Source organism: Belnapia sp. F-4-1 (assembly GCF_000802185.1).
Lineage (GTDB): Bacteria > Pseudomonadota > Alphaproteobacteria > Acetobacterales > Acetobacteraceae > Belnapia.
In genome coordinates, this window is the sequence record NZ_KN676113.1 from 2372818 (window position 1) to 2392744 (window position 19927).

Here is a 19927-nt window from a genome sequence, read left to right on the forward strand (position 1 = left end):
CCGTTCAGCTTTGCGGTTTCGGCGATGGTGTAGATAATCGCGGCGCGTTGCCCACCTGCGTCGCTACCGACGAATAGATAGTTTTTCCGCGTCACGGCAATGCCTCTCAGCTGCCGCTCGGCGAGGTTGTTATCGATCGAGAGCTTGCCATCTTCGACATAGCGCGACAGCGCATCCCAACGGTTCAGCGCATACTGCAGCGCCTTGCCGATCGTTGACTTGCCCGACAGCCGGCGCCGCTGCTCCAGCATCCAGGCATGTAGGGTATCCAGCAGCGGCTTGCATTGTATCTGGCGCGCCGCGCGGCGCTGCTCGGGCGACTGGCCGTTGAGCGCCGCCTCGATGGCGTAGAGCTCGCCGATCCGACGCAAGGCCTCCTCGGCGATCGGTGACCTGGTGCTCTCGTAGACCTTGAACAGCTCGCGCCGCGCATGGGCCATGCAGGCGACATGCGTGATCTGCGGCGGCCTGCCGCCCTTGGCCCCGGTCAGCGCGTCGTAGCCGGCGTACGCATCGGCATGTAGCCAGCCCTGATAGCCGGCCAGGTGTTCGCGGGGCCGCTCGCCCTTGCGGTCCGGCGAGTAGTAGTAGATCGCCGCCGGCGGGCCAGTGCCGCCCCAGGGTCTGGGGTCAAAGGCATAGACCCAAAACCGACCGATGCGGGTTCGGCCGCGCCCCGGGGCGAGGACGCGAATGGTGGTGTCATCGGTCCAGATCACGCCCTGCGCCAGAGCATAGGTGCCGATCGCCTCGGCCAGCGGCCGCAGCCACCAGGCGCCGTGGCCCACCCAGTCGGCCAAGGTTTGGCGCTCGACCTCCACCCCCTCGCGCGCCAGGATGCCTGAGAGACGGTAGAGGGGCAGGCCGTCGAGATACTTCGAGACCAGCACATGGGCCACCAAGCCGGGCCCGGGCCGGCCCCGTTCAATGGGCAGGGCTGGCGCAGGTGCCTGCAGCATGGCCTCGCAGGCCCGGCAGGCATAGCGCGGCCGGATATGCCGGATCACCTTCAGCCTGGCCGGAAGCTTCTCCAGCACCTCCGTGATACTCTCGCCGAGCCGCGTCAGGCGGGCGGGATCGGTGCAGCCGCAGCGGCAGGCCAGGACGGGCTCGTGCACTACTATTTCGCGCGGCAGGTGCTCGGGCAGTGGCCGGCGCGTGGCAGGCTTGCGCTGATTGCCGGACCTGCCTTTGGTTTGGCGCTCCTTCTCCGCCGCAGCCTCGCGCTCAGCCTGGTTCTCCTCGAGGTCGCCGATCAGCATCTCAAGCTGGTCGGCCTCGGCCGCCAGCTTCTCGGAGGACCGGCCATAACGATCGTGCCGCAATGCCGCCAGCTGGACCTTCAGCTTCTCGATCTCAAAGCCTGCATTGCGCAGCTCGGCGTCACGTTCAGCCAGGGCAGCGTCGCGCTCGGCAAGGAGCGTATCGCGCTGCGCCAGCAGGGCGCGCAGCGTCTCCACATCGTCCGGGAATGCCGCGGTGTCGAGGTCGGAGGTCACGCGTACAGCGTCGCTGACCGCAGCGCGTCGCCGCAAATAAGAGGAGCGTTACCCCACAACCTCGGGCCGAGCCGTCCAGGCCGGCATGCGCCAGTCAATCCCCTCCAAAAGCATCGAGAGCATGGCTGGCGTGAGTGAAACAACACCGCTCGTCGCCTGCGGCCACACGAAGCGACCTTTCTCTAACCTCTTGGCCACGAGAACCAGGCCTTGGCCGTCCCAAACCAAAATCTTCAGCAGGTCACCGCGGCGCCCACGAAAGCAAAATACCGCGCCGCTGTACGGATCCTGCGCCAGCACCGTCTGCACCTGGGCTGCCAAACCATCGAAGCCCTTCCGCATATCCGTCGCGCCGCAAGCCAAGTAGACGCGCGTGCCAGGCGGCGGGCCAAACATCACCGGCCACCCAGTTCGGCCAGCACGCCCCGCAGTACCACCATGTCCACCCGGCCGCTGGCACGCACCGTCACACCGGAGGCAAAGCCAATCTCAATCACGCCAGGCGCCTCAACCACACCCTCCCGCGCCGGCCTCGGTCCTTCCACACGCGGCGCCTCCGGCACCACCGCCACCGGCATGAACCCCGACACCGCCGCCGCTAGTATCTCCTTGCGCCAGGTATAGATCTGCCCCGTGCTCACCCCGTTCCGGTCCGCCACCGCCTGCACCACCGCACCCGGCTGCAGGCTCTCGCGCACTACTCGCAGCTTGTCCTCGTCCGGCCACTCTCGCCGCCGCACCGAGTGGACCTCGACCCGAACGCCCCGCTCCGGGCGCGCTCGCATCGTGCCATTCCGACCGTCGTAAGAACCCGCTCCGAGCGGTTCCGCCACTTCAGCTGCGTCCGTCATGCCCACCATCTCGGCAGGCACGCCCCGTCATCTCAAGGCCGCTGACGGCTGACGCTTACGGCTCGGCCTGCCACAGACCGTCCTCGCCGACACCGGCTTCGCCTCAGGCGAGGCAGTTGCCGCCCTCGAGGCGCACGGGATCGAGCCGCTGGTCGCCATCGGCCGGACCCAGCCGCACCGCGCCTACGACTTCCGGCCGCCACCCCAGCCCAGGACGCCACGCCGCATCACCGAGCCCTGGCGCCTCGCCATGGTGGCCAAGCTCGAAACCCCTAATGCCAAAGCCCGCTACGCCCGTCGCAAGCAGACCGTCGAGCCCGTCTTCGGCACCATCAAGTCAGCCCTCGGCTTCACCCGCTTCCACCTCCGCGGCCTCGCCAAGGTCACCAGCGAGTGGACCCTCGTCGCCCTCGCCTACAACTGCCGCAGGCTCCACAACCTGCGGCTCGCAGCCTGATCGCGCCTCAACCCTCGGCCTGACACCAAGTGCAAATCCGACAGGCTGCTAGAGCGTTGTTTTTCCTTGATCCTGGTGCAGCTTGGCTGATCAGGATTCAGCGGAGCGATTGCTCACCCAATGGGCGTCGCTAACGCTCTCCAAGGCACCAAGCCCTACGTCTGCTCGCCCAGTAGGTGCAGCACCAGCTCTCGGCGGTGCGGCGCCATGCGGTGCCACGGTGAGAAGTTCCCGAATGCGCGTGGCCGGCACCGGGCGGCCGAGGAGGAAGCCTTGGGCGCGTTGGCATCCCTCGGCACGTAGCAACGCCAGGTGCCTCTCCGTCTCGACGCCCTCCGCCGTGACGCCGAGCTGAAGGCTGCGCGCTAGAGCCAGGACCGCCGTCACAATGGCGGTCGCGTCGGCGTCGCAGCCCAGTCCCTTCACGAAGGAGCGGTCGATCTTGATTCGATCGAAGGGGAAGCGGCGCAGATAGCTCAGGCTGGCGTAGCCCGTGCCGAAGTCGTCAAGCGCCAGGCGGACACCCAGGCGCTTGATGGCGGCGAGCGCGGCGAGGGCACGGTCAGTGTCATCCACCAGCAATCCCTCTGTCACTTCGAGTTCGAGTCGGTCCGCGGGAAGGCCGGTACTGCGCAGCACATCGGCGACGAGCTGCGGCAGCCCGGGCTGGCGGAACTGCGCAGGAGAGAGGTTAACCGCAATGCAGGCTTCGGACGGCCATGTGGCGGCCTCTGCGCAGGCGGTCTCTAGCGCCCAGCGGCCAAGCGGCAGAATGAGGCCGCACTCCTCCGCGACAGGCACGAACTCGGCGGGAGAGACAGGACCGCGTACGGGGTGGTGCCACCGGGCGAGGGCCTCGAAGCCAACGAGGCGGCCCGTCGGGCAATCCATGATCGGTTGGTAGTGCAGGTCGAGCTGTCCGAGCGCGAGCGCCTCGCCAAGGTCGTGCTCCAGCGCATGGCGCTCCTGCATCCGCCCGTCTGTGGCTTCCTCGAAGAAGCGGAAGGTACCGCGCCCCTCGCGCTTTGCGCGGTAGAGTGCCGTATCCGCGTGGCGCAGCAGCCTTTCCCCAGTCGTGCCATCCGCAGGGTACAGGGCCACGCCGACACTGGTCCCGACAGAGACGCTTCGACCTTCGAGCTGGATGCCTTGCGAGAGGACCGAGACGAGCCGGCGCGCGAGCGAGGCGGCCTCGGCGCGCCCGGCACCGGGTTGCACGACCACGAACTCGTCTCCGCCGGTGCGCGCCAGCGTGTCCGACGCACGCACAGCCGCGCGGAGCCGCTCTGCCGCGAAGACGAGCAGCCGGTCGCCAGCTGGGTGTCCGAAGACGTCATTGATCGATTTGAAGCGGTCAAGGTCCATGCAGTGGACAGCGTACGAGCCGTCCGTCGCAACGGCGGCTTCCAGCGCCTGCCGCAGCCGCTCGTCCAGGAGGACGCGATTGGGCAGGCCAGTCAGATGGTCGTGGTGGGCGAGGAAATCGATGCGCTCCTCGGCGCGCTTCCGTTCAGAAATGTCGCGCAGGGCCGTTACGGTGGCTGGGCGACCATCATGCTCGATCGGTCGGGTCAGTACCTCGACCGGTAGAACTGCACCGTCGGCCGCGCGTAAGCGGATCTCCGCCATCTCGGTCGCCCCGTAACGAAGACGTTGGCGTACCAACTCCGTGTCGGCCGCGTCCACGAGGCCGACCGCGTCGCGACCGACCACCTGTCCATGGGCAAGCCCAACCATGCGGCAGAAGGCCGCATTGGCGTCCAGGATGATCCCGTCGCGGTGGATCACAATACCCTCTAGCGCGGCCCCAGCGAGTTGGCGCAGTCGCGTCGCCTCTCTCGCCGCACGCGTGGTCAGAATTTGGTCGACGAGCGCGCCCGATAGGCTCAACGCGAGGATCACGGCGCTGGCCCCGACAACCGCAATGGCGAGCGTTCCTGTATGGATAAGACTGCCGTTGCTTGGCAGCCCCGCGATCAGGACACCATGCGCTAGTCCGGGCTCTGGAACGCTTGTGTCGCCTGGAGCGGGGATGATCTCGACTGCTGCCATGGCCGTGTAGTGCATGCCAAGGACGGTAAGCGAAAGAAGTGCGGCGCCGCCGAGACGGCGAGGCAGGCGGGCGCCCCAGGCGCCGAGCCCAAGGCCGAGCGCAGCGAGTGGCGGTGCGATGGCCACCGCCGTGACGGCCAAATCGGGATCAATGAGGATTGTGCCCGGGAGGTGCATCGCTGCCATGCCGATGAAATGCATGGCGGCGATTGACCCGCCGAGCAGCATCCCGCCTGCCATCATTCCTGCGAGTTGACCTTGGCGTTGTTGCAGGGCGTCGGCAGCTGCGAAAGCAGCCCAGGCGCCGAGGGAGGCCACGGCGGCTGACAGCAGTGTGGTCGTGACCTCGTAGCTACTGGGCAGCCTGGGTTGAAAAGCCAGCATGCTGACGAAATGAGTGGCCCAAACACCGCATCCGAAAACAGCTCCGGCTCCCGCTAGCCAAGCAGTTCGTGGCCACCCCAAGGTTGCCTCGCGCCGTGACAACATGTTGAGGGCCGCCAGGCAGGCGACGGCGCAGACCACGACGGCAAGAACGACCAGCCGGTGGTCATGCTCAACTGTCACGCACGTTAGAACTCGCAGCATTCCAGCCGACGTCGCTTTCCTGAACAAAAATCAGGCTACACAGGTGAACCCGGGACTGGGCCTGCAATCTGGGCGTTCAGAATTACAGTTTCGTGAGTCTGTGGAAGGGCAACCAATACTAACTCGGAAAAAACCGAGCAAAATTAGTAACTCGATACACGGCGACCGCAACGAGTCTACTTGGAATAGACGGCCGCCCGCAGTGGCAGCTATGTCCGATTGACCGTTCAATGGAGCCCCTCCTAGCCTCGGCGACTGCTCAGGGAGGAAGAAATGGGCGCTATGGAACGCCGGACGCTGATCCGGGGCATTGCCGCGCTGGGTGGTGCCATGCTCGCTTCGCCCTCCGTCGCGCAACCGGCAAAAGCTGCCACGCTGCGTTTCGTGCCGCAGGCGAACCTCACCGCGCTCGATCCGATCTGGACGAGTGCGATCGTGACCCAAATGCACGGGTACCATGTCTATGACACGCTCTACGCCGTAGATGGACAACTCAGGCCTCGACCGCAGATGGCAGAGGGTCACACGGTTTCCGATAATGGTCGTGTGTGGCGCATCCGGCTGCGGGAAGGGCTCCGCTTCCACGACGGGGAGCCCGTGCGCGCCCAGGATTGTGCCGCGAGCCTAGCACGTTGGTCAAAGCGCGACCCGTTCGGCCAGCTCTTGGCGCCAGCTGTAGAAGCCTGGCGCGCCGCCGATGATCGCACGCTGGAAATCCGGCTGACCAGACCGTTCCCGCTTTTGCTTGACGCTCTCGCCAAGCCCGACGCCAACGTGGCCTTCATCATACCCGAGCGCTTGGCCGCGACTGATGCAAACGTTCAAGTCAGCGAGGTTGTTGGGTCCGGTCCGTACCGCTTCCTGAAAGATGAGTTCGTCTCGGGAAGTCGCGTAACCTATACAAAGTTCGAGGGCTACGTACCGCGGCAGGAGCCGTCTGACTGGGCTTCGGGCGGCAAGGTCGCGCATTTCCCGCGCATCGAGTGGCACATCCTGCCCGACCCTGCGACCGCCGCGGCCGCGCTCCAGAGCGGCGAGGTCGACTGGGTAGAGCAGCCGCTTTCGGATCTCATCCCTACGCTCGCCCGCAGCCGCAGTATCACGCTCGAAGTGCTCAATCCTGCCGGATTCATGAGCCTCATGCGGCTTAATCACCTACAGGGACCGTTCAACAATCTGAAAACGCGGCAGGCCGTGGCGCTCGCCGTCAACCAGGCCGACTACATGCGTGCGATCCTCGGTGATGATCAGTCGGTCTGGCGCGAGTGCCGGAGCCTGTTCCCCTGCGGCACGCCGCTCGGAGCGGAAGATCTTTCAGAACTCACCAGTCCGCCGCGCAGCCTGGATCGGGCCAAGGCCGCGCTCGCTGCCTCCGGCTATCGCGGCGATAAGGTGACCATTATCAACCCAACGGACTTTCCGTTGATCGGTCCCCACGGCCAGGTCACGGCTGACGTGCTGCGCCGGTTGGGCATGAACGTCGACCTTGCCGAGAGCGACTGGGGCACAGTCGTTCAGCGCCGTGTACGCCAAGAGCCAGTCGAGCAGGGTGGTTGGAGCATCTTCCACACCTACGGCTCGTCCCTGGCGTACTTGAATCCGGCGGTGTCTTCTCTGGTGAAAGGACCAGGCCGGTCCGGATGGTTCGGCTGGTACGAGAACCCCCGCATGCAGGAGTTGGTCCAGGCCTGGATGGATGCGCCCGACGCGGAGCGCCAGAAGTCACTGGGCAGTGAGATCAACAAGCTGGCGCAGGACGACGTGGCGACCATCCCTCTCGGGCAGTTCTTCATCCGCACTGCCTACCGAAAATCCATCACCGGATTGATGAAAGGCAGCATGCCTTATCCCTGGGGCGTGCGCCCGTTCTAACGGCGAGGCTTCGGGAACGGGATGGGCACCTTGGCGGACCTGGATGGGTTTCTCGCCCGGCTTTTCGCACCGTGTTTGCCGAGTGGCGCCGCCAGAGTGGAAACATGTAGAGGCTGCCGCCATAATGCAGCAGCCAGCAATCCGAAGCTCTCCGAGGAGGCCGATGTCGATAGACACCCCCACCCACCGTTGACTCTTGTTGCCCGCCGTCAGCTGCTGGCCGGGGTGGCCATCAAGGCGGGGGCAGCGATGTTCGGAGAGACGCCTGGTGCCGCTGCGGCACCAGAGCTGCGCGCGCCATTCCGACCGGGGCTGTTCCGGAGTTTCTTCCTCGGTGGCTTTGAGTGCTCAACGCAGCGTCGTGCCGACGGGCGGCGGCTAGACCTGATCGCGGCCACGCGGCACGACCAGCTGGCGGCTTCTGACTACCTCCAGCTGACCGAACACGGCATCACGGCCGCCCGCGACGGCGTGCGCTGGCACCTCGTGGAGGGCGGCACGCCGGGATGGTACGACTGGTCACCCGTGCTGCCGCTACTCCGCGCGGCAGAAGCCGCGGGCGTGCAGGTGTCCTGGGACTTGTGCCATTATGGCTGGCCGGACGGGCTAGACGTATTTTCAGTCAGTTTCGTGGACCGCTTAGCTCATTATGCCGCGGCCTTCGCCCGCTTGCATCTCCAGGAAACCGGCAGCCCGCCCGTAATCTGCCCGGTGAACGAGATCTCCTTCCTGGCCTGGGCCGGCGGTGACATGGCAAGGATGAACCCCGCCGCGCGCGGACGTGGCCTCGAGCTTAAGCGCCAGCTCGTGCGGGCCGCGGCGGCCGCGGCACGGGCTGTGCGCGAAGCGACGCCAGGGGCTCGGATTCTCGCGATTGAGCCGATCATCCATGTCGTGCCGCAACGGAGCGAGGATACAGAGCTCGCTGACGCTTGGTACAACAGGGCGCAGTTCCAAGCCTGGGACATGCTTGCTGGGCGGGTGGAGCCTGCACTTGGTGGCGGACCCGAGACGTTCGACGCGGTGGGCGTCAACTACTACTGGAACAATCAGTGGAGTTGCGCGGGGGAATGGCTGCCTCAGGGACGTTGGCTATGCGAGGGCGAGCCGCTGTCACCTTTCGACCCGCGCACCCGCCCGCTGCATGCGCTCCTGGCGGCCGTCCACACGCGCTATGGCTGCCCACTCTTCCTGGCCGAGACCAGCATTGAGGACGACCTCCGTGCGCCTTGGCTGCGCCACGTCGGCGGCGAGGTGCGTGAGGCCGTTCGGCGAGGCGTTCCGGTCGAGGGCGTCTGCCTCTATCCCATTCTTGGCCATCCCGGGTGGGACGATGACCGCTACTGCGCCAATGGCCTGTTCGAGCTGGAGCCGAACGGGAGTGGCCGCCGCCCCGTCCATGCGCCCTTGGCGACTGAGCTCCGGTGGCAGCAGCATTTATTTGCGCTGCAGTTCGGAAAGCACCCAGGTCGGGCAAACTGACCACCAGGCAGTGCGTGGCGCACCATCCTTGCGGCCGGTCACTCCGCCTTGATGCCCGCGGTCCGCACTACGCCGCGCCAGCGCTCCACCTCCTCGCGCTGGAAGGCGGCGTACGCCTCGGGCGAGCCCGCCACCACCGTGAAACCGATCTGCTCGAGTCGCTGCCGTCCCTCGGGGTGGCGCAGCGCCTCCGTCGCGGCTGCGTGCACGCGCCTGACCAGCGGCGCCGGCATGCCCGGAGGAGCCATGAGGGCCTGCCAGGAGGTAACCACGAATTCTTTCAACCCTGCCTCGCTGGCGGTGGGCACATCGGGCAGCACCGGGTGGCGCTCGGCGCTGGTGACCACAATTGGGCGCAGCCGTCCGCCCTGGATGTGGCCGGCCACCGTGCCGAGGTTCTGGAAGCTTAGCTCCACGTTGCCGGCAATCAGGTCAGTGGCTGCCGCCGCTCCGCCTGCATAAGGCACGTGAGTCGGTTCGGTCTCTGTGAGCTGCTTGAAAAGCTCCATGGTCATTTGGTCCGAGGACCCGACGCCGCTGGTTGAGTAGCTGGTACGGCCACGATTGCGCCGCAGCCAGTCGATGACGCCGCGCAAGTCGGTCGCGGGCACCTTGTCCGGGTTCACCACCAGCACATTCGGCGTGGTGACCGCCAGCGTGATGGGGGTGAAGGCCAGCGGGCCGTAGCCGAGGTTTGGGCGCAGTGCGGCGTTGATGGCGAAGACGCCAATCGATCCTACGAGCAGGGTGTGTCCGTCCGCCTGCGCCCGGGCAAGCAGGCGTGACGCGACCTCGCCGTTCGCGCCAGCCCGGTTCTCGACCACGACCGGCTGGCTAAGCGACTGGCCGCTGTACTGGGCGATGACGCGAGCGACGACGTCCGACGGGCCACCGGCGACAAAAGGAACAAGGATGGTGACGGGGCGGCTGGGCCAGGCTTCGGCCCCGTCCTGCTGCGTCTGTGCAGCAAGGGGACGGGCCGCGACCGCGGCACCGAGTGTAAGCGCATGGCGGCGGAGCATTGGGGACTTTTCCTCTCCCAGGGACGTTGGCTCTGCTGCGACATGATGCGGGCCAAGGACGCTCCTGACCATCCCCAAGCAAGGCCCTATCACCGACGAACCGAGGAGCTCAGGTCACTGATTCCGATTTAGCCCTGCCGATCATGCCCATGTCCGGGGTTACGTCGATACTGCTAAGGTTGAAAGCAAGCGAGGTGAGGCGGCGCCGGTCGGCCCAAGCCTTGGGAGGCGAGGGAAGTCGCGGCGCCTGGGCTGGTTGCCAGCGAGGCACCTGCTGCTTGTCTCCTCGCTTCAGCGGCGCCTCACGCCATGCGGGCCCTCGCCGCGTCGAGTATGCTGCGCCCGTCGGACATGTCGATACGCCGGTACCGCGCCTCAGCAAATTCGAAAGTTCCAAAGGCCACGAGGCCAAACGCCACCAGTCCGAAAAGCAGTCGGCCGAAAGGCTGCTCCTGCAAGGCCAACAGTGCGCCACCAAGGCCATGCGTCGTGCTAGGATTGGTATGGTATGCGGCGAGCATGAGGAAGCCGCCGATGATCAGAAACACGATGCCGCGGGCAGCGTAGCCCAGCCGGCCAAGGGGCATCACCCAGGTCGCCGTAGCTCCGTTGCAGGCGAGGTGCCGCGCGAAGGAGGCAGACCATGCCTTGTATGCCATGCCGAGACCTGCGCCAACGATCGCTAGGCCGACGGCGCCGACGAGCCACCGGCCGAAGGGTTGTGCGAGCAACCATCGCGTCCAGTCGCGTGCCGACTGCTCCTCACCGCCACTGGTCGCAAAACCAAAAAGAAGGCTCACTGCGAACACGCCGAGCCCAGTATAGACGAAGGCGGACACCATCTGCCCGAGGCGGACGATTATGGCGCGCGGAGCACGGCCGAGCCCGTCGGCGTCCAAGAGCGACTGAAAGACGCGCCAGAGGGCAAAGCCGAACAATCCAAGTCCCACAACCGCAAGAAGAAGACTGCCCATGGGTTGAAGAAGGAGCGTCTGCAGCGCGCCTTTTGACCCCGTTGCCCCGCCGCCCCGTCCAAACGTCGCGAGCACAGCCAGAAGACCGATCAGCAGATTCACAACACCCCGGGCCGCGTACCCGAGGCGAGCAAGTAGCTCTAGACGGCTGCGATGGGCGCTCAACATCGATCCTGATCCATCTATAAATATGCGAAGCCGAAACGGGAGCGGTCCGGTCCGGTTCCGAACGATCCGGAGCTTTGGTTGAGCGAAGCGGCCGTATGCCGCCGCTTCTATGGTCTGACGGCTGTGCGCCCATATCGGTCATCAGCTTACCATAGCGGCGTTCCCGAAAGCGGACGTGCCCAGCCAGCCATCCGACATCGGCACCTCCGGTGGCAGAACTCTGGGGCGCGCACTTGGTCACCAAGTGCGATGCCCGGAACTGCGATGGATGCGACCGGTTGTCCTACTTAACCATTGAGGAGCTCACATCCTATGGCCCAACCCAGGCCGCGGGAGCCTCGGCCCCGAGTACGCTCCAGGTGACGCCCTGATCGCCGCCGATGTCACTCGGGTTGGCACACCATGTCGGATGCGTCCTCGATCCACGCCGGGACTGGCCGGGATCGGCGTGGTCCTTGCCACGGCCTTGGCCGTCTTGACCCTGCAGGCATGCACCGCCCCGGAGGTGCGCCCCACTGCGGCAGGCGCCGAGGTGCAGCTGCATGGGCAGCGGGGTTCAGCGCTGCTCCCCCAGCACTTCGTGGAGGCGAACGGCGTCAAGCTGCGCTTTGTCGAGCGAGAGTCGGGGGACCCGCCCGTTGTGCTGCTGCACGGTGACGGGTCCATGATCGAGGACTTCGCCACCAGCGGCTTGCTCGACCTCACCGCCGGGCCCCATCGGGTTCTGGCGTTCGACCGGCCCGGCTACTGCCGTAGCGAGCGGCCGCGCGATCGGGAATGGACGCCGGAGGCCCAGGCAGAGGTGCTCGCGGCGGCGCTCGCGCGGCTCGGAGTTGAGCGGCCGGTCGTGGTCGGGCACTCCTGGGGTACCCTCGTCGCGCTCGCCCTGGCGCTTGACCACCCCGCCGCGGTGTCGGGTCTCGTGCTGGTGTCCGGCTACTACTACCCGGTTCCCCGCCCGGCCGCCGCCCTCGCGGCGCTTCCCGCGGTCCCGGTGCTGGGGGATGCGATGCGCTACACGGTCGCGCCCGTGCTCAGCGCGCTGCTCTCGCCCGGCCTGATCGCCAAGGCATTCGACCCGGCGCCGGTGCCGCCGCGCTTCGCCGCGGGATTTCCGGTTTGGCTGACCCTCGGCCCCGGGCACATCCGGGCCAGCGCGGAGGACAGCGGCTTGCTTATGCCGTCGGCCGCGGGGTTCGAGCACCGCTACGGTGAGTTGCGGCTACCAGTGGCGATCGTGGCAGGCGCCGAGGACCGCATCGTGGATCCCGGGCTGCACTCCGTCCGGCTGCACCGCGAGCTGCCAGGTACCACGCTGCGGGTCGTCCCGGGGCAAGGCCACATGGTGCATCACGGCGCCGCTGGTGTGGTGGCCAACGCCGTGGAGGCTGTTGCTGCAGCCGCCTGGCAGGCGCCGGTCAGTCACGCGGTGCGCCTCCCGTGCCCGGCCGCCGGACGGCAACCCTTCAGTGGCAGCGTCCCGTTCCGTTATGCTGCGCGCAAGCCGTGCGCGGCTGTGGAGGTGGCCCATTCGGCCTCCAGCAGGTGAGACAAGGACATGAACCTCTTCGGAAACATGCAGGACCCCTGGACCTGGCAGGGCGTCCTGCTCGCCGTTGCCATCATTCTCGCCGTCCTGGCGGCACTGAACTACGCCGCCGCGCGATGGGCGGAGCGGCGCAACCCGCCCAAGGGCGCCTTCCTCGAGGTGGACGGCGTGCGGCTGCACTACAGCGACCGCGGTAGCGGGCGGCCCGTCGTCCTGGTGCATGGCAACGCCGTGACCGGGGACGACTACAACACCAGCGGCGTCGCCGAGCGCCTGCACGGGACTTGCCGCGTCATCATCTTCGACCGACCCGGCTACGGCTACAGCGAACGACCGCGCTGGCGCCCCTGGGCGGCCTTTGAGCAGGCCGAGCTGCTGCACAATGCCCTGAAGCAGTTGCGGGTGGAGCGGCCGGTCGTCGTCGGCCATTCCTGGGGGACGTTGGTGGCCCTTGCGCTCGCCATCCGGCACCCGGCCGATACTGCCGGGCTCGTGCTGCTCTCGGGCTACTACTTCCCGACCTTCCGGCTGGACGCGCTAATGGTGGCGCCGGGGGCGACCCCGGTGCTGGGCGACATCCTGCGCTACACCATCTCGCCCGTCTTCGGCTGGCTCACCATGCCGCTTACCAAGCTCGCCATGTTCGCCCCTGCGCCGGTCACGGCGCGCTTCAAGGCCGAGTATTCCAACGCCATGGCGCTGCGGCCGTGGCAGATCCGGGCGACTTGCGTCGATGGCGCCCTCATGGTGCCGAGCGCGGCGAGCCTGCAGGCCCATTACGGCGAGCTGGCGATGCCGGTCGCCATCCTGGCGGGCGACGGCGACAAGATCGTCAGCTACCACCTTGCCGAACGCCTGCGCGCGGTGATCCCTGGCAGCACCTTGCGAGTCATTCCGGGCGCCGGGCACATGGTCCACCACGTCGCCATCGATGAGGTCGTCACTACCATCCTCGGGGTGGCCGGGAGCTCCAAGGCATCAACCGCGTCCGAGGAGCAACGGCCAACTCTGGGTGGGTCGCCGGCAATCTGACCGCAGCGCGGGCCCGGCCTCACCCAGGCCGGAGCCTGCCGGCATCTACGGCCCATAGTTCAGTCGCCGGATGTGTCCCGACCACCGCCGAGTTCTTGCCAAGCCAGCGTGCGGCGCTGCTGCGTCCGAGGTCACGCGGCGTCCTCGCTTCGTCGTGGCTTATATGGATTGCTTGATCACCATGCCCAAGGCGCGTGCGTACTCCCCTGATTTTGCGTTGATGTGTCTGTTACGGTTTATTTATAATCCAGCAACCGACAAAGGGAACGCTAGGTGTCGCCGGCCAGTAAACTGAAGATGGAGCCACCCTTGGCAGACGGCGCCAAGGGCACGCTGTATGTCAAAGTTCACCGCCAGGGCAGGCCGCCCAAGCCCTGGATCTGGGCGATCTACGAGGACGGCCGTCTTTATGCGCGGAAGATAGCCACGCAGTCCTACTCAAGCGCCGAGGAAGCATGGGAGGTGGGGTGCGCCATGCTCCTCCGCTCCGGTAGAGGCGGAGGCTGAATGCGCGAACCTTTGTGGGGGAAGTCCGCTTAGGGCACGTCCGGGTCCGCAGCCGGTCTTTGGGTTGCGGCTGAATGCCCGGGGCCGCTCCCGAGCGAACCAGGGCTGGATATCCCCATGAGCAACCCGCCCACGCCCGCAATCGATACCGTTCTCGCTGCCCTGGAACGGCTTACTGGTGAATTGCGCCAGCGTGCGGAGGAAGCCGAGAGGCGGGCTCAAGAGGCAGAACAGCGATCCGAGGTGGATCAGCAGGCTCGGGAGGCTGAAGCGGAAGCACGACATGCTGCCGAGACCCGAGCCGCTGTCGCAGAGCAGGCAGCACGAGACGCGATCCAACGCGCAGAAACTGCCGAGACTGCGGAAAGAGAGCGCATCGAACATCTACACCGAGAGTTGCTGACTACTATCCAAGAGGCGGTATCAGCGGCACAGGCGGCGACGGCGGCAGCCCAGTCCATGGCTAGGCTGGACCGCTACTCCGTAGGGCGACCAGAAGATCAGTACCGCTTCGAACGCGATCAGGACATGCCCCGCATCCCGCAACCCAGAGCAGGCAGAGTATCGGGTTCCCCGGAGGAGGCGCCACGTCGATGGGACAAGAAGGCTGGTTACGCCTGGGTCGAGGATGAACCCGGCCCCTCGTGGTGGCGGCGGCTGTTCGGGCGGCGCTATTGACCAAGGACGTCTTCAACGTAGGCGGAACGCGGCTGAACGAGATGGATGTAGACGAAGATCAAGCTGCCGGTGAAGCGGGTGATGGCTTCGGCGATCTGCTCCTCTTGGGTCGCGGCGGCAGCTTCGTCGCGGCGTCGCTTCTTCAGAGCCTGAATGGTACGCTTGAGGGAGGTGCTGAGGCTGTCCGGCTTGGGTGCTAGCGCGATCGGTGTCGGGCTTGGCATATCAGCAGTAATCCTTGGATCCGAAGGCGCGTGAGCGTCGCGCAGAACGCGCCAAGGGCAGCTTTAGGTCGGCAGAGGCTAAAATGCTTGGCGGTTTATGAGGTCGGCATCGCCCAGGAGCCGTCCAAATGCAGTCAGTCTGCTTCCGGCCAAACCATGTCATCAAGCAGGAGTGCAGAGCGAACGCATTTACCTCCGCCCATCAGGCTAAAACGGACGTAAATGCGGTCCCACCCCTTACGGTCAGTCAAGACCAAAGCGGGCTGGAGTTCAACTAGGCTCGACCGCCTCGCGCTGCGCACCGAGGCTATCGTGCGGCGTCACCACGCCTCGCTCGTCGGCGCCGTATGGGACGTCACTCAACGCCCATCACGAGGCCCTCAATGTCGTGCTTCTGGACGACGGGAACGAGTTTTTCGGCGACCCGGCAGATGAGGTGGTCACGCACGGACTGCGGCAGGGCGTCGTGGTAGTCTGGCGTGACCATCATGTCATGCAGGGCGGCATGGCCGGCGCCGGGGGCATCGACGCCGAGTACCAACACCGGGCGGGCGATCGGCGAAGGGTGTGCCGTGCCGCGGTGGATCGTCACCGCCGAGCGGCAGGAGATGTCACCCATCCGCGGGTACTTGCGCACGCCTTTGTCAGCGAACCGCGGCCAGATTTCCGCTGGCGGGAACATCTCGTGCTTCCACCCGCGCCCGTCCAACCACTGTGTGCCGGGCGCGACCTCGAAGGGACCCATGTCTGGGGTTACATCAACACCAGTAAGGTTGAAAGCAAGCGACGTGAGGCGGCGCTGGTCGCCCCAGGTTTCGGGTGGCGAGGGGAAGTCGCGGTGCCAGGGCTGGTTGCGGGCGCCCTGGACGGGGACGTCGAAGCCGACCTCGACGATCTGGTACTTCGGGCCAAGCACCGCCTCGCACAGACCCACGACCCATGGGTGCGTTACGAGGTCGACGAAGCCGTGCAGGTCCTGCGGGTGGATCTCGACATACCAGCGTCGAGGGCCGCGCCCGACGGCACCGCCGGGGCGCTGGATCGCAGCCCAGAACGCAGTCATCATGTCCTCACGCATCCGCTCTGCCCAGTCGCGGGAGAAGGCGCCCTGCAAGCCGGTGATGCCGTCCCGGTAAAGGCTATCGACGTGGCCGGCGATGTCGTGAGTCCGGAAGCTCTCGTCTGCAAGCTGTTGCGACTGGATCGTCATGGCATGCTCCTGCGGCAACTATGCGCTGTTCTCGTGGTAGACCGAATTTGCCAGTGGGCGTCCCGCTCAGACGACAGGTGCCGGTTGCCCGGCGGGGGCCGCTTCCACGGACCACCGGGCGACGAAGGCAAAGGCGTCCGGGACCCGGGCGAAGTAGAGCTCGGCGTGTTCCTCGTCGCGCAGCATCACGCTCCATCGGGTACCGCCGGTGCCGAGGTGGTTGAAGCACCAGCGGAAGCAGGCGGGCAGGCAACGCGGACGCTCGTGGCGACCAATGCCGAGGCCTGCGAAGGCTGTGTCGGGGATGACGACTCTGGCTGCGAAAACTTCCGAAACAGAATTATCGGGTAGCAGCTCGCCGCCGAACACGCCGGTTTCTACCAACATCAAACGATTCTCGCGTTCCCGTGAGGGCTGTATACCGCTTCTGCCTGCCCCTCGAGAAGCCGTGAATATTTACGTCGAAAATCAACTCCTGATTATGTTCTCGGCGATCAGTGTTTGGCCGCTTGGTTGCGGCACACAACCGCCCTCGGGCATGCCGCCCAATCCAAGCCGTGACGTCGAGGAAAATGTACGGTGCGAATTCGAAGGCAGCGCGGCGAGACGGTCACGTCGGAGCTTACGTGGAAATCCCATTCAGCACGGGCTGAAGGAACCACGGTCACTTTCCTGCAGGTTTGCGGCAGAACCGAAAGGCACAAACGCCCAACATCAGCCGGCGTAGCACCCCAAGATCCTTCATCCGCCCCTCCCCAGGACAAGCCGTCCTCGGCGGCGCACCGCGGTACCGCCACGACCTTGCCGGATCCGCGCTCGATCCGCTCCGCCGCCGCTATCTTGCTAATCGAGGCGTACCGCCCCTCGTCCAGCCGCCGCTGGTACCAGAACGCCCTGTCCAGCGCCTTCACCAGCGCCGGATCAGCTCGTGTGACCACAGTCGGCGCACTTTCCTGCGCCGGCGTCACGACCGTCTTTTGCCCCGGCTCGCGGCGAATGGCCAGCGGCACCCGCTCCTGATGCTGGTCGCCTGGGATTGTGCCGCCGCCATCGGTGCCTCGGGCGCGACGATGGTGAGATCTCGGACGAGGCCGGCCGGTCCCTCCTTCCGGAGCCGGATGTCAGCGCCGGCGGGCCCGACCACCATCTGCTCCACGAGCGCCCAGCGATGCGCAGCTATTCGGCTCAGAGTACCGTCTCGCGGCAGGCGGAGCGGCTACCGCCCTGGTCGCCGTGGCACGAGGTCGGAAGATGCGCGCACCTCGCTGATCGTCTTCCGCCAAGCTGCCAGTCGCTCCGGCCCCGCAGGGTGGCTGTCGAGCCAACTAGCGGTTTCGTTCGGTCCACCACGAGACAGCCTCACCCAGACGAGACCGGCGCGGTCGAGGTCGTACCTGGCGCGGGCGACAAGATAGCCGCTGAGGTAATCGGCCTCGCGTTCCTCGTCCTTGGAGAACGCGAGCTGCGTCGTGCTTGAACCGATCTGGGCCGCGCCCTGGCCGAGTGCCCAACCGGCGATTCCGCCAAAGGGCACCACCGCCCCCAGTAATGTCCCGGCGACAGTGCCGGCGGCGAAACTCCGGACACGTCGCTTGCCGACGTGGCCGGCAACGTGGTGGCCAAACTCATGTCCCACTACGGCCGCCACCTCGGCCTCCGATCCAAGCAGCGACATCATGCCGAGCGTGATTGTTACCTCTCCTTGTCCGGTCAATGCCGCCCGCGGCGTCGCGGATTGATCCAAATAGATACGGAAGCTGCAGGGCTGCCCAAGGTAAGTCGTGCAGAGCGGCTGCGCGGCCGCAGCAAGGCGCTGCGAGACAGCGGTGAGGACCACTGTTGCCTGCTCGGCCGATTGCATCCCGCTAGCTGGTGGGCTGCCCTCCGCAACGGCCAGCCGTGCCGCCTCAAGCTCAGCCGGGTTGACCTGCGGTGGTGCAACGCGGGCGCCGCACCCGGCTGTCGACAACATGGCAAGAAGAGCGAATGCGGGCAGCCAAGGCAAGCTGGACACCAAGGGTCCTTGGCATGGTTGGAACGCGCCCACGGCGACACTGGGTCTCGTACCTAGCCGCGCATGATCGCCGCCCACGACAGCTGCTCCGTTCGCTTCCCGAGCTGATAACTGTTCGGATGGTTACCGGGTTGCCGGTGTCGGCAATGGCGAACCTCACCGGCATGTATGGATGTGATGATGCCGAGCTATTTGCGTTTCTCAGCGGCAGACTTCTTCTGGCCCCTTAGGCATGACATCTGACGCGGCTATGGCCGCACGCTGGTCGGATCGCTCAAAGGGAAATGGGTCCATCAACCGTGGCAGTGTCAGCATTTCATAACGCCGCCCGTCCAAGATCGCCTCCACGATCGCTGGCGCTAGCAGCGTACCGAGGTAACCACGCTCAATCCGTTCCGCCGCTGCCATCTCACTAATTGAGGCGTACCGTCCTTCGTCCAGCAGCCGCTGGTACCGGAACGCCCGAGCTAGAGCTTTCACCAGCGTCGGATCAGCCCGAGTGCCGACGGCTGGCACGCCCTCCTGCACCGGCATCACCATCGTCTTAGATCACGAGGATCTTATTTCGCCATCCTAAATATTCTAAATCACTCTGCGGTGTTGCTGCGCCGTCAGTTCGTACCCGGAACTCGCAGCAGCTTCGCCTAGAGTTGGAGCGCGACAAACTTCATCCGCTCTTGAGTACCGCACAGTCGCCAATTCGGAGGAATCGATGACTATCGTCTTTCATCCGCTTGCCGGTGTGCGGAGACACCTGATGCGTTTGAGCGTGCCCCGCGCCGAGCCACGGCCATATCGCAGCTGTTTTCACCGCGGAACTCGCTGCATCGCACCTACCACTGCCCCGGCAGCAGCACTACTTTTCGCTGCATTAGCAGTCGCCGCCGGGACTGCCTCGGCGCAAAGCGGTCAGGACGAGTTGCGCAGAGCGCCACGAGGCAATTTGCTTCCTGGCATTGGGGCCACCGACCCGCGGCAACGGGTCGACCCTACCGCCGAACCATGGCGCTCGCTCGGGCGCGTGCAAACGGAGGTCGGTGGGCGCTGCACTGGCACGTTGGTCGATTCGCGCACGGTACTTACCGCCGCGCACTGTCTGGTGGCATCGCGCTCGGGCCAGTTTGTCCAAGCGCGTTCGGTCCATTTCCTGCTCGGCTACAATCTTGGTCAGTACACGGGGCATGCGCGAGTTGTCTCCTATACGGTCGGGCCGGGCTTCACCCCCGGAGTGGCAGCTATGGGACCAGCCGGTGCGGACTGGGCGCTGCTAACCCTCGAGCGGCCGATCGGCGCGCCGGGGCATATATTGCCCTTGCTGCGTGGTACGCCGCAGCCGGGATCGCCGGTGATGTTGGGAGGATACCAGCAAGATCGGCCTGAAACGCTGTCTGCTGATACCGGGTGCCGTCTTGGATCCCTCACGCGAAGGCCTTCGGGGCACGTTCTGCTCGCCCATGACTGTGCTGCCACCCGCGGCGCGAGCGGAGCTCCGATGCTTGCTCGTCGTCCTGACGGAAGTGGTTGGGGTGTCGTTGGAGTTGCAGTCAGCACCATTGCGGACGCGACAGTCGCCAGCGGCCATGCCGTGCCTGCCGCCGCTATCGGAGCAAACCCTTAGCTGGTTCGTAATAGCAGCATCCGCGCAGCGGGGCAGGGACATAGGAGTGGGTGCGTCCAGAGGATTCCGGTTTCAGACCATAGGGTGCGACTTCTTGGAGCTCAGCCCCCGCGTTCGACTTGAGTATTGG

General features: G+C 65.9%; 18 protein-coding genes and 1 pseudogene. 7 read left to right on the plus strand and 12 right to left on the minus strand.

Features of this window, described 5'->3' with window-relative positions:
• The 3 genes from tnpC to tnpA form a co-directional block, all read right to left on the minus strand.
• A partial coding sequence (tnpC, locus tag LH62_RS29260; protein WP_201445470.1) for an IS66 family transposase occupies nt 1–1499 on the minus strand: 1499 nt, incomplete at its 3' end.
• Nucleotides 1500–1547: 48 nt separating this feature from the next.
• The gene (gene tnpB, locus LH62_RS29265) at nt 1548–1895 is read right to left on the minus strand and encodes an IS66 family insertion sequence element accessory protein TnpB (protein ID WP_043366699.1); all 348 of its coding nucleotides are present in this window, start codon (nt 1893–1895) and stop codon (nt 1548–1550) included.
• Nucleotides 1895–2284, minus strand: a complete 390-nt coding sequence (tnpA, locus tag LH62_RS11395; RefSeq protein WP_043361366.1) for an IS66-like element accessory protein TnpA — start codon at nt 2282–2284, stop codon at nt 1895–1897. Before tnpA ends, tnpB begins: the two co-directional genes overlap by 1 nt.
• A gap of 124 nt (nt 2285–2408) precedes the next feature.
• Between tnpA and LH62_RS29270 the strand changes: the two are divergent.
• A pseudogene (locus LH62_RS29270) lies at nt 2409–2807 on the plus strand (transposase); the annotation flags it as partial.
• Nucleotides 2808–2897: 90 nt separating this feature from the next.
• Here the strand turns inward: LH62_RS29270 and LH62_RS11405 are convergent.
• Nucleotides 2898–5447 carry an EAL domain-containing protein gene (locus LH62_RS11405; RefSeq protein WP_082012500.1) on the minus strand — a complete coding sequence of 850 codons (2550 nt, stop codon included), beginning with the start codon at nt 5445–5447 and terminating at the stop codon, nt 2898–2900.
• 282 nt (nt 5448–5729) lie between these two features.
• Between LH62_RS11405 and LH62_RS11410 the strand changes: the two genes are divergently transcribed.
• Together LH62_RS11410 and LH62_RS11415 are read left to right on the plus strand one after the other, a co-directional pair.
• Nucleotides 5730–7319 (plus strand): ABC transporter substrate-binding protein, encoded by a 1590-nt coding sequence (locus tag LH62_RS11410; protein WP_043365608.1) that lies wholly within the window; start codon nt 5730–5732, stop codon nt 7317–7319.
• A 30-nt stretch (nt 7320–7349) separates the two neighbouring features.
• Nucleotides 7350–8801, plus strand: coding sequence for a beta-glucosidase (locus tag LH62_RS11415; RefSeq protein WP_236552538.1), 1452 nt, complete (start codon nt 7350–7352; stop codon nt 8799–8801).
• Nucleotides 8802–8839: 38 nt separating this feature from the next.
• On the opposite strand, the gene LH62_RS11420 is transcribed toward LH62_RS11415, so the two are convergent.
• Nucleotides 8840–9823, minus strand: a complete 984-nt coding sequence (locus LH62_RS11420; protein ID WP_043361369.1) for a tripartite tricarboxylate transporter substrate binding protein — start codon at nt 9821–9823, stop codon at nt 8840–8842.
• Between the two features lie 302 nt (nt 9824–10125).
• Nucleotides 10126–10965, minus strand: coding sequence for a DUF1206 domain-containing protein (locus LH62_RS11425; RefSeq protein ID WP_043361371.1), 840 nt, complete (start codon nt 10963–10965; stop codon nt 10126–10128).
• A 448-nt stretch (nt 10966–11413) separates the two neighbouring features.
• On the opposite strand from LH62_RS11425, the gene LH62_RS11430 reads away from it, so the two are divergent.
• The 3 genes from LH62_RS11430 to LH62_RS30265 all read left to right on the plus strand — a co-directional run bounded on the left by LH62_RS11430 (nt 11414) and on the right by LH62_RS30265 (nt 14731).
• Nucleotides 11414–12514 carry an alpha/beta fold hydrolase gene (locus LH62_RS11430; protein WP_160299822.1) on the plus strand — a complete coding sequence of 367 codons (1101 nt, stop codon included), beginning with the start codon at nt 11414–11416 and terminating at the stop codon, nt 12512–12514.
• 9 nt (nt 12515–12523) lie between these two features.
• The gene (locus LH62_RS11435) at nt 12524–13546 is read left to right on the plus strand and encodes an alpha/beta fold hydrolase (RefSeq protein ID WP_082012502.1); all 1023 of its coding nucleotides are present in this window, start codon (nt 12524–12526) and stop codon (nt 13544–13546) included.
• A gap of 624 nt (nt 13547–14170) precedes the next feature.
• A complete protein-coding gene (locus LH62_RS30265; RefSeq protein WP_043361372.1) occupies nt 14171–14731 on the plus strand; it encodes a hypothetical protein in 561 nt (186 codons plus the stop codon).
• Here the strand turns inward: LH62_RS30265 and LH62_RS11445 are convergent.
• The 6 genes from LH62_RS11445 to LH62_RS29275 all read right to left on the minus strand — a co-directional run bounded on the left by LH62_RS11445 (nt 14725) and on the right by LH62_RS29275 (nt 18719).
• Nucleotides 14725–14955 carry a hypothetical protein gene (locus tag LH62_RS11445; RefSeq protein ID WP_043361374.1) on the minus strand — a complete coding sequence of 77 codons (231 nt, stop codon included), beginning with the start codon at nt 14953–14955 and terminating at the stop codon, nt 14725–14727. The genes LH62_RS30265 and LH62_RS11445 overlap by 7 nt on opposite strands.
• A gap of 355 nt (nt 14956–15310) precedes the next feature.
• Nucleotides 15311–16165: a phytanoyl-CoA dioxygenase family protein gene (locus LH62_RS11450; protein WP_043361377.1), complete on the minus strand. Its 855-nt coding sequence runs from the start codon at nt 16163–16165 to the stop codon at nt 15311–15313.
• Nucleotides 16166–16231: 66 nt separating this feature from the next.
• Nucleotides 16232–16552 (minus strand): hypothetical protein, encoded by a 321-nt coding sequence (locus tag LH62_RS11455; RefSeq protein ID WP_043361379.1) that lies wholly within the window; start codon nt 16550–16552, stop codon nt 16232–16234.
• Nucleotides 16553–16659: 107 nt separating this feature from the next.
• Nucleotides 16660–17175, minus strand: coding sequence for a hypothetical protein (locus LH62_RS30270; RefSeq protein ID WP_144404450.1), 516 nt, complete (start codon nt 17173–17175; stop codon nt 16660–16662).
• A 206-nt stretch (nt 17176–17381) separates the two neighbouring features.
• Nucleotides 17382–18026, minus strand: coding sequence for a M48 family metalloprotease (locus LH62_RS11460; RefSeq protein ID WP_043361380.1), 645 nt, complete (start codon nt 18024–18026; stop codon nt 17382–17384).
• Between the two features lie 354 nt (nt 18027–18380).
• Entirely contained in the window at nt 18381–18719 is a 339-nt protein-coding gene (locus tag LH62_RS29275; RefSeq protein WP_082012504.1) for a hypothetical protein, read from the minus strand.
• A gap of 217 nt (nt 18720–18936) precedes the next feature.
• Here LH62_RS29275 and LH62_RS32700 point away from each other — a divergent pair, with 217 nt between their 5' ends.
• Nucleotides 18937–19797, plus strand: coding sequence for a serine protease (locus LH62_RS32700; RefSeq protein WP_369796824.1), 861 nt, complete (start codon nt 18937–18939; stop codon nt 19795–19797).
• Nucleotides 19798–19927: the final 130 nt, after the last annotated feature.

Bases quoted from the DNA above. Each gene is read 5' to 3' on its own strand.
- LH62_RS11410 (WP_043365608.1), top strand. From the start codon at position 5,730: ATGGAACGCCGGACGCTGATCCGGGGCATTGCCGCGCTGGGTGGTGCC.
- LH62_RS32700 (WP_369796824.1), top strand. From the start codon at position 18,937: ATGCGTTTGAGCGTGCCCCGCGCCGAGCCACGGCCATATCGCAGCTGT.
- LH62_RS11455 (WP_043361379.1), bottom strand. From the start codon at position 16,552: ATGTTGGTAGAAACCGGCGTGTTCGGCGGCGAGCTGCTACCCGATAAT.
- tnpB (WP_043366699.1), bottom strand. From the start codon at position 1,895: ATGTTTGGCCCGCCGCCTGGCACGCGCGTCTACTTGGCTTGCGGCGCG.
- LH62_RS30265 (WP_043361372.1), top strand. From the start codon at position 14,171: ATGAGCAACCCGCCCACGCCCGCAATCGATACCGTTCTCGCTGCCCTG.
- LH62_RS11420 (WP_043361369.1), bottom strand. From the start codon at position 9,823: ATGCTCCGCCGCCATGCGCTTACACTCGGTGCCGCGGTCGCGGCCCGT.
- LH62_RS11425 (WP_043361371.1), bottom strand. From the start codon at position 10,965: ATGTTGAGCGCCCATCGCAGCCGTCTAGAGCTACTTGCTCGCCTCGGG.
- LH62_RS11445 (WP_043361374.1), bottom strand. From the start codon at position 14,955: ATGCCAAGCCCGACACCGATCGCGCTAGCACCCAAGCCGGACAGCCTC.
- LH62_RS11460 (WP_043361380.1), bottom strand. From the start codon at position 18,026: ATGCAATCGGCCGAGCAGGCAACAGTGGTCCTCACCGCTGTCTCGCAG.
- LH62_RS11450 (WP_043361377.1), bottom strand. From the start codon at position 16,165: ATGACGATCCAGTCGCAACAGCTTGCAGACGAGAGCTTCCGGACTCAC.
- LH62_RS11405 (WP_082012500.1), bottom strand. From the start codon at position 5,447: ATGCTGCGAGTTCTAACGTGCGTGACAGTTGAGCATGACCACCGGCTG.
- tnpA (WP_043361366.1), bottom strand. From the start codon at position 2,284: ATGCGAGCGCGCCCGGAGCGGGGCGTTCGGGTCGAGGTCCACTCGGTG.
- LH62_RS29275 (WP_082012504.1), bottom strand. From the start codon at position 18,719: ATGGTGATGCCGGTGCAGGAGGGCGTGCCAGCCGTCGGCACTCGGGCT.
- LH62_RS11435 (WP_082012502.1), top strand. From the start codon at position 12,524: ATGAACCTCTTCGGAAACATGCAGGACCCCTGGACCTGGCAGGGCGTC.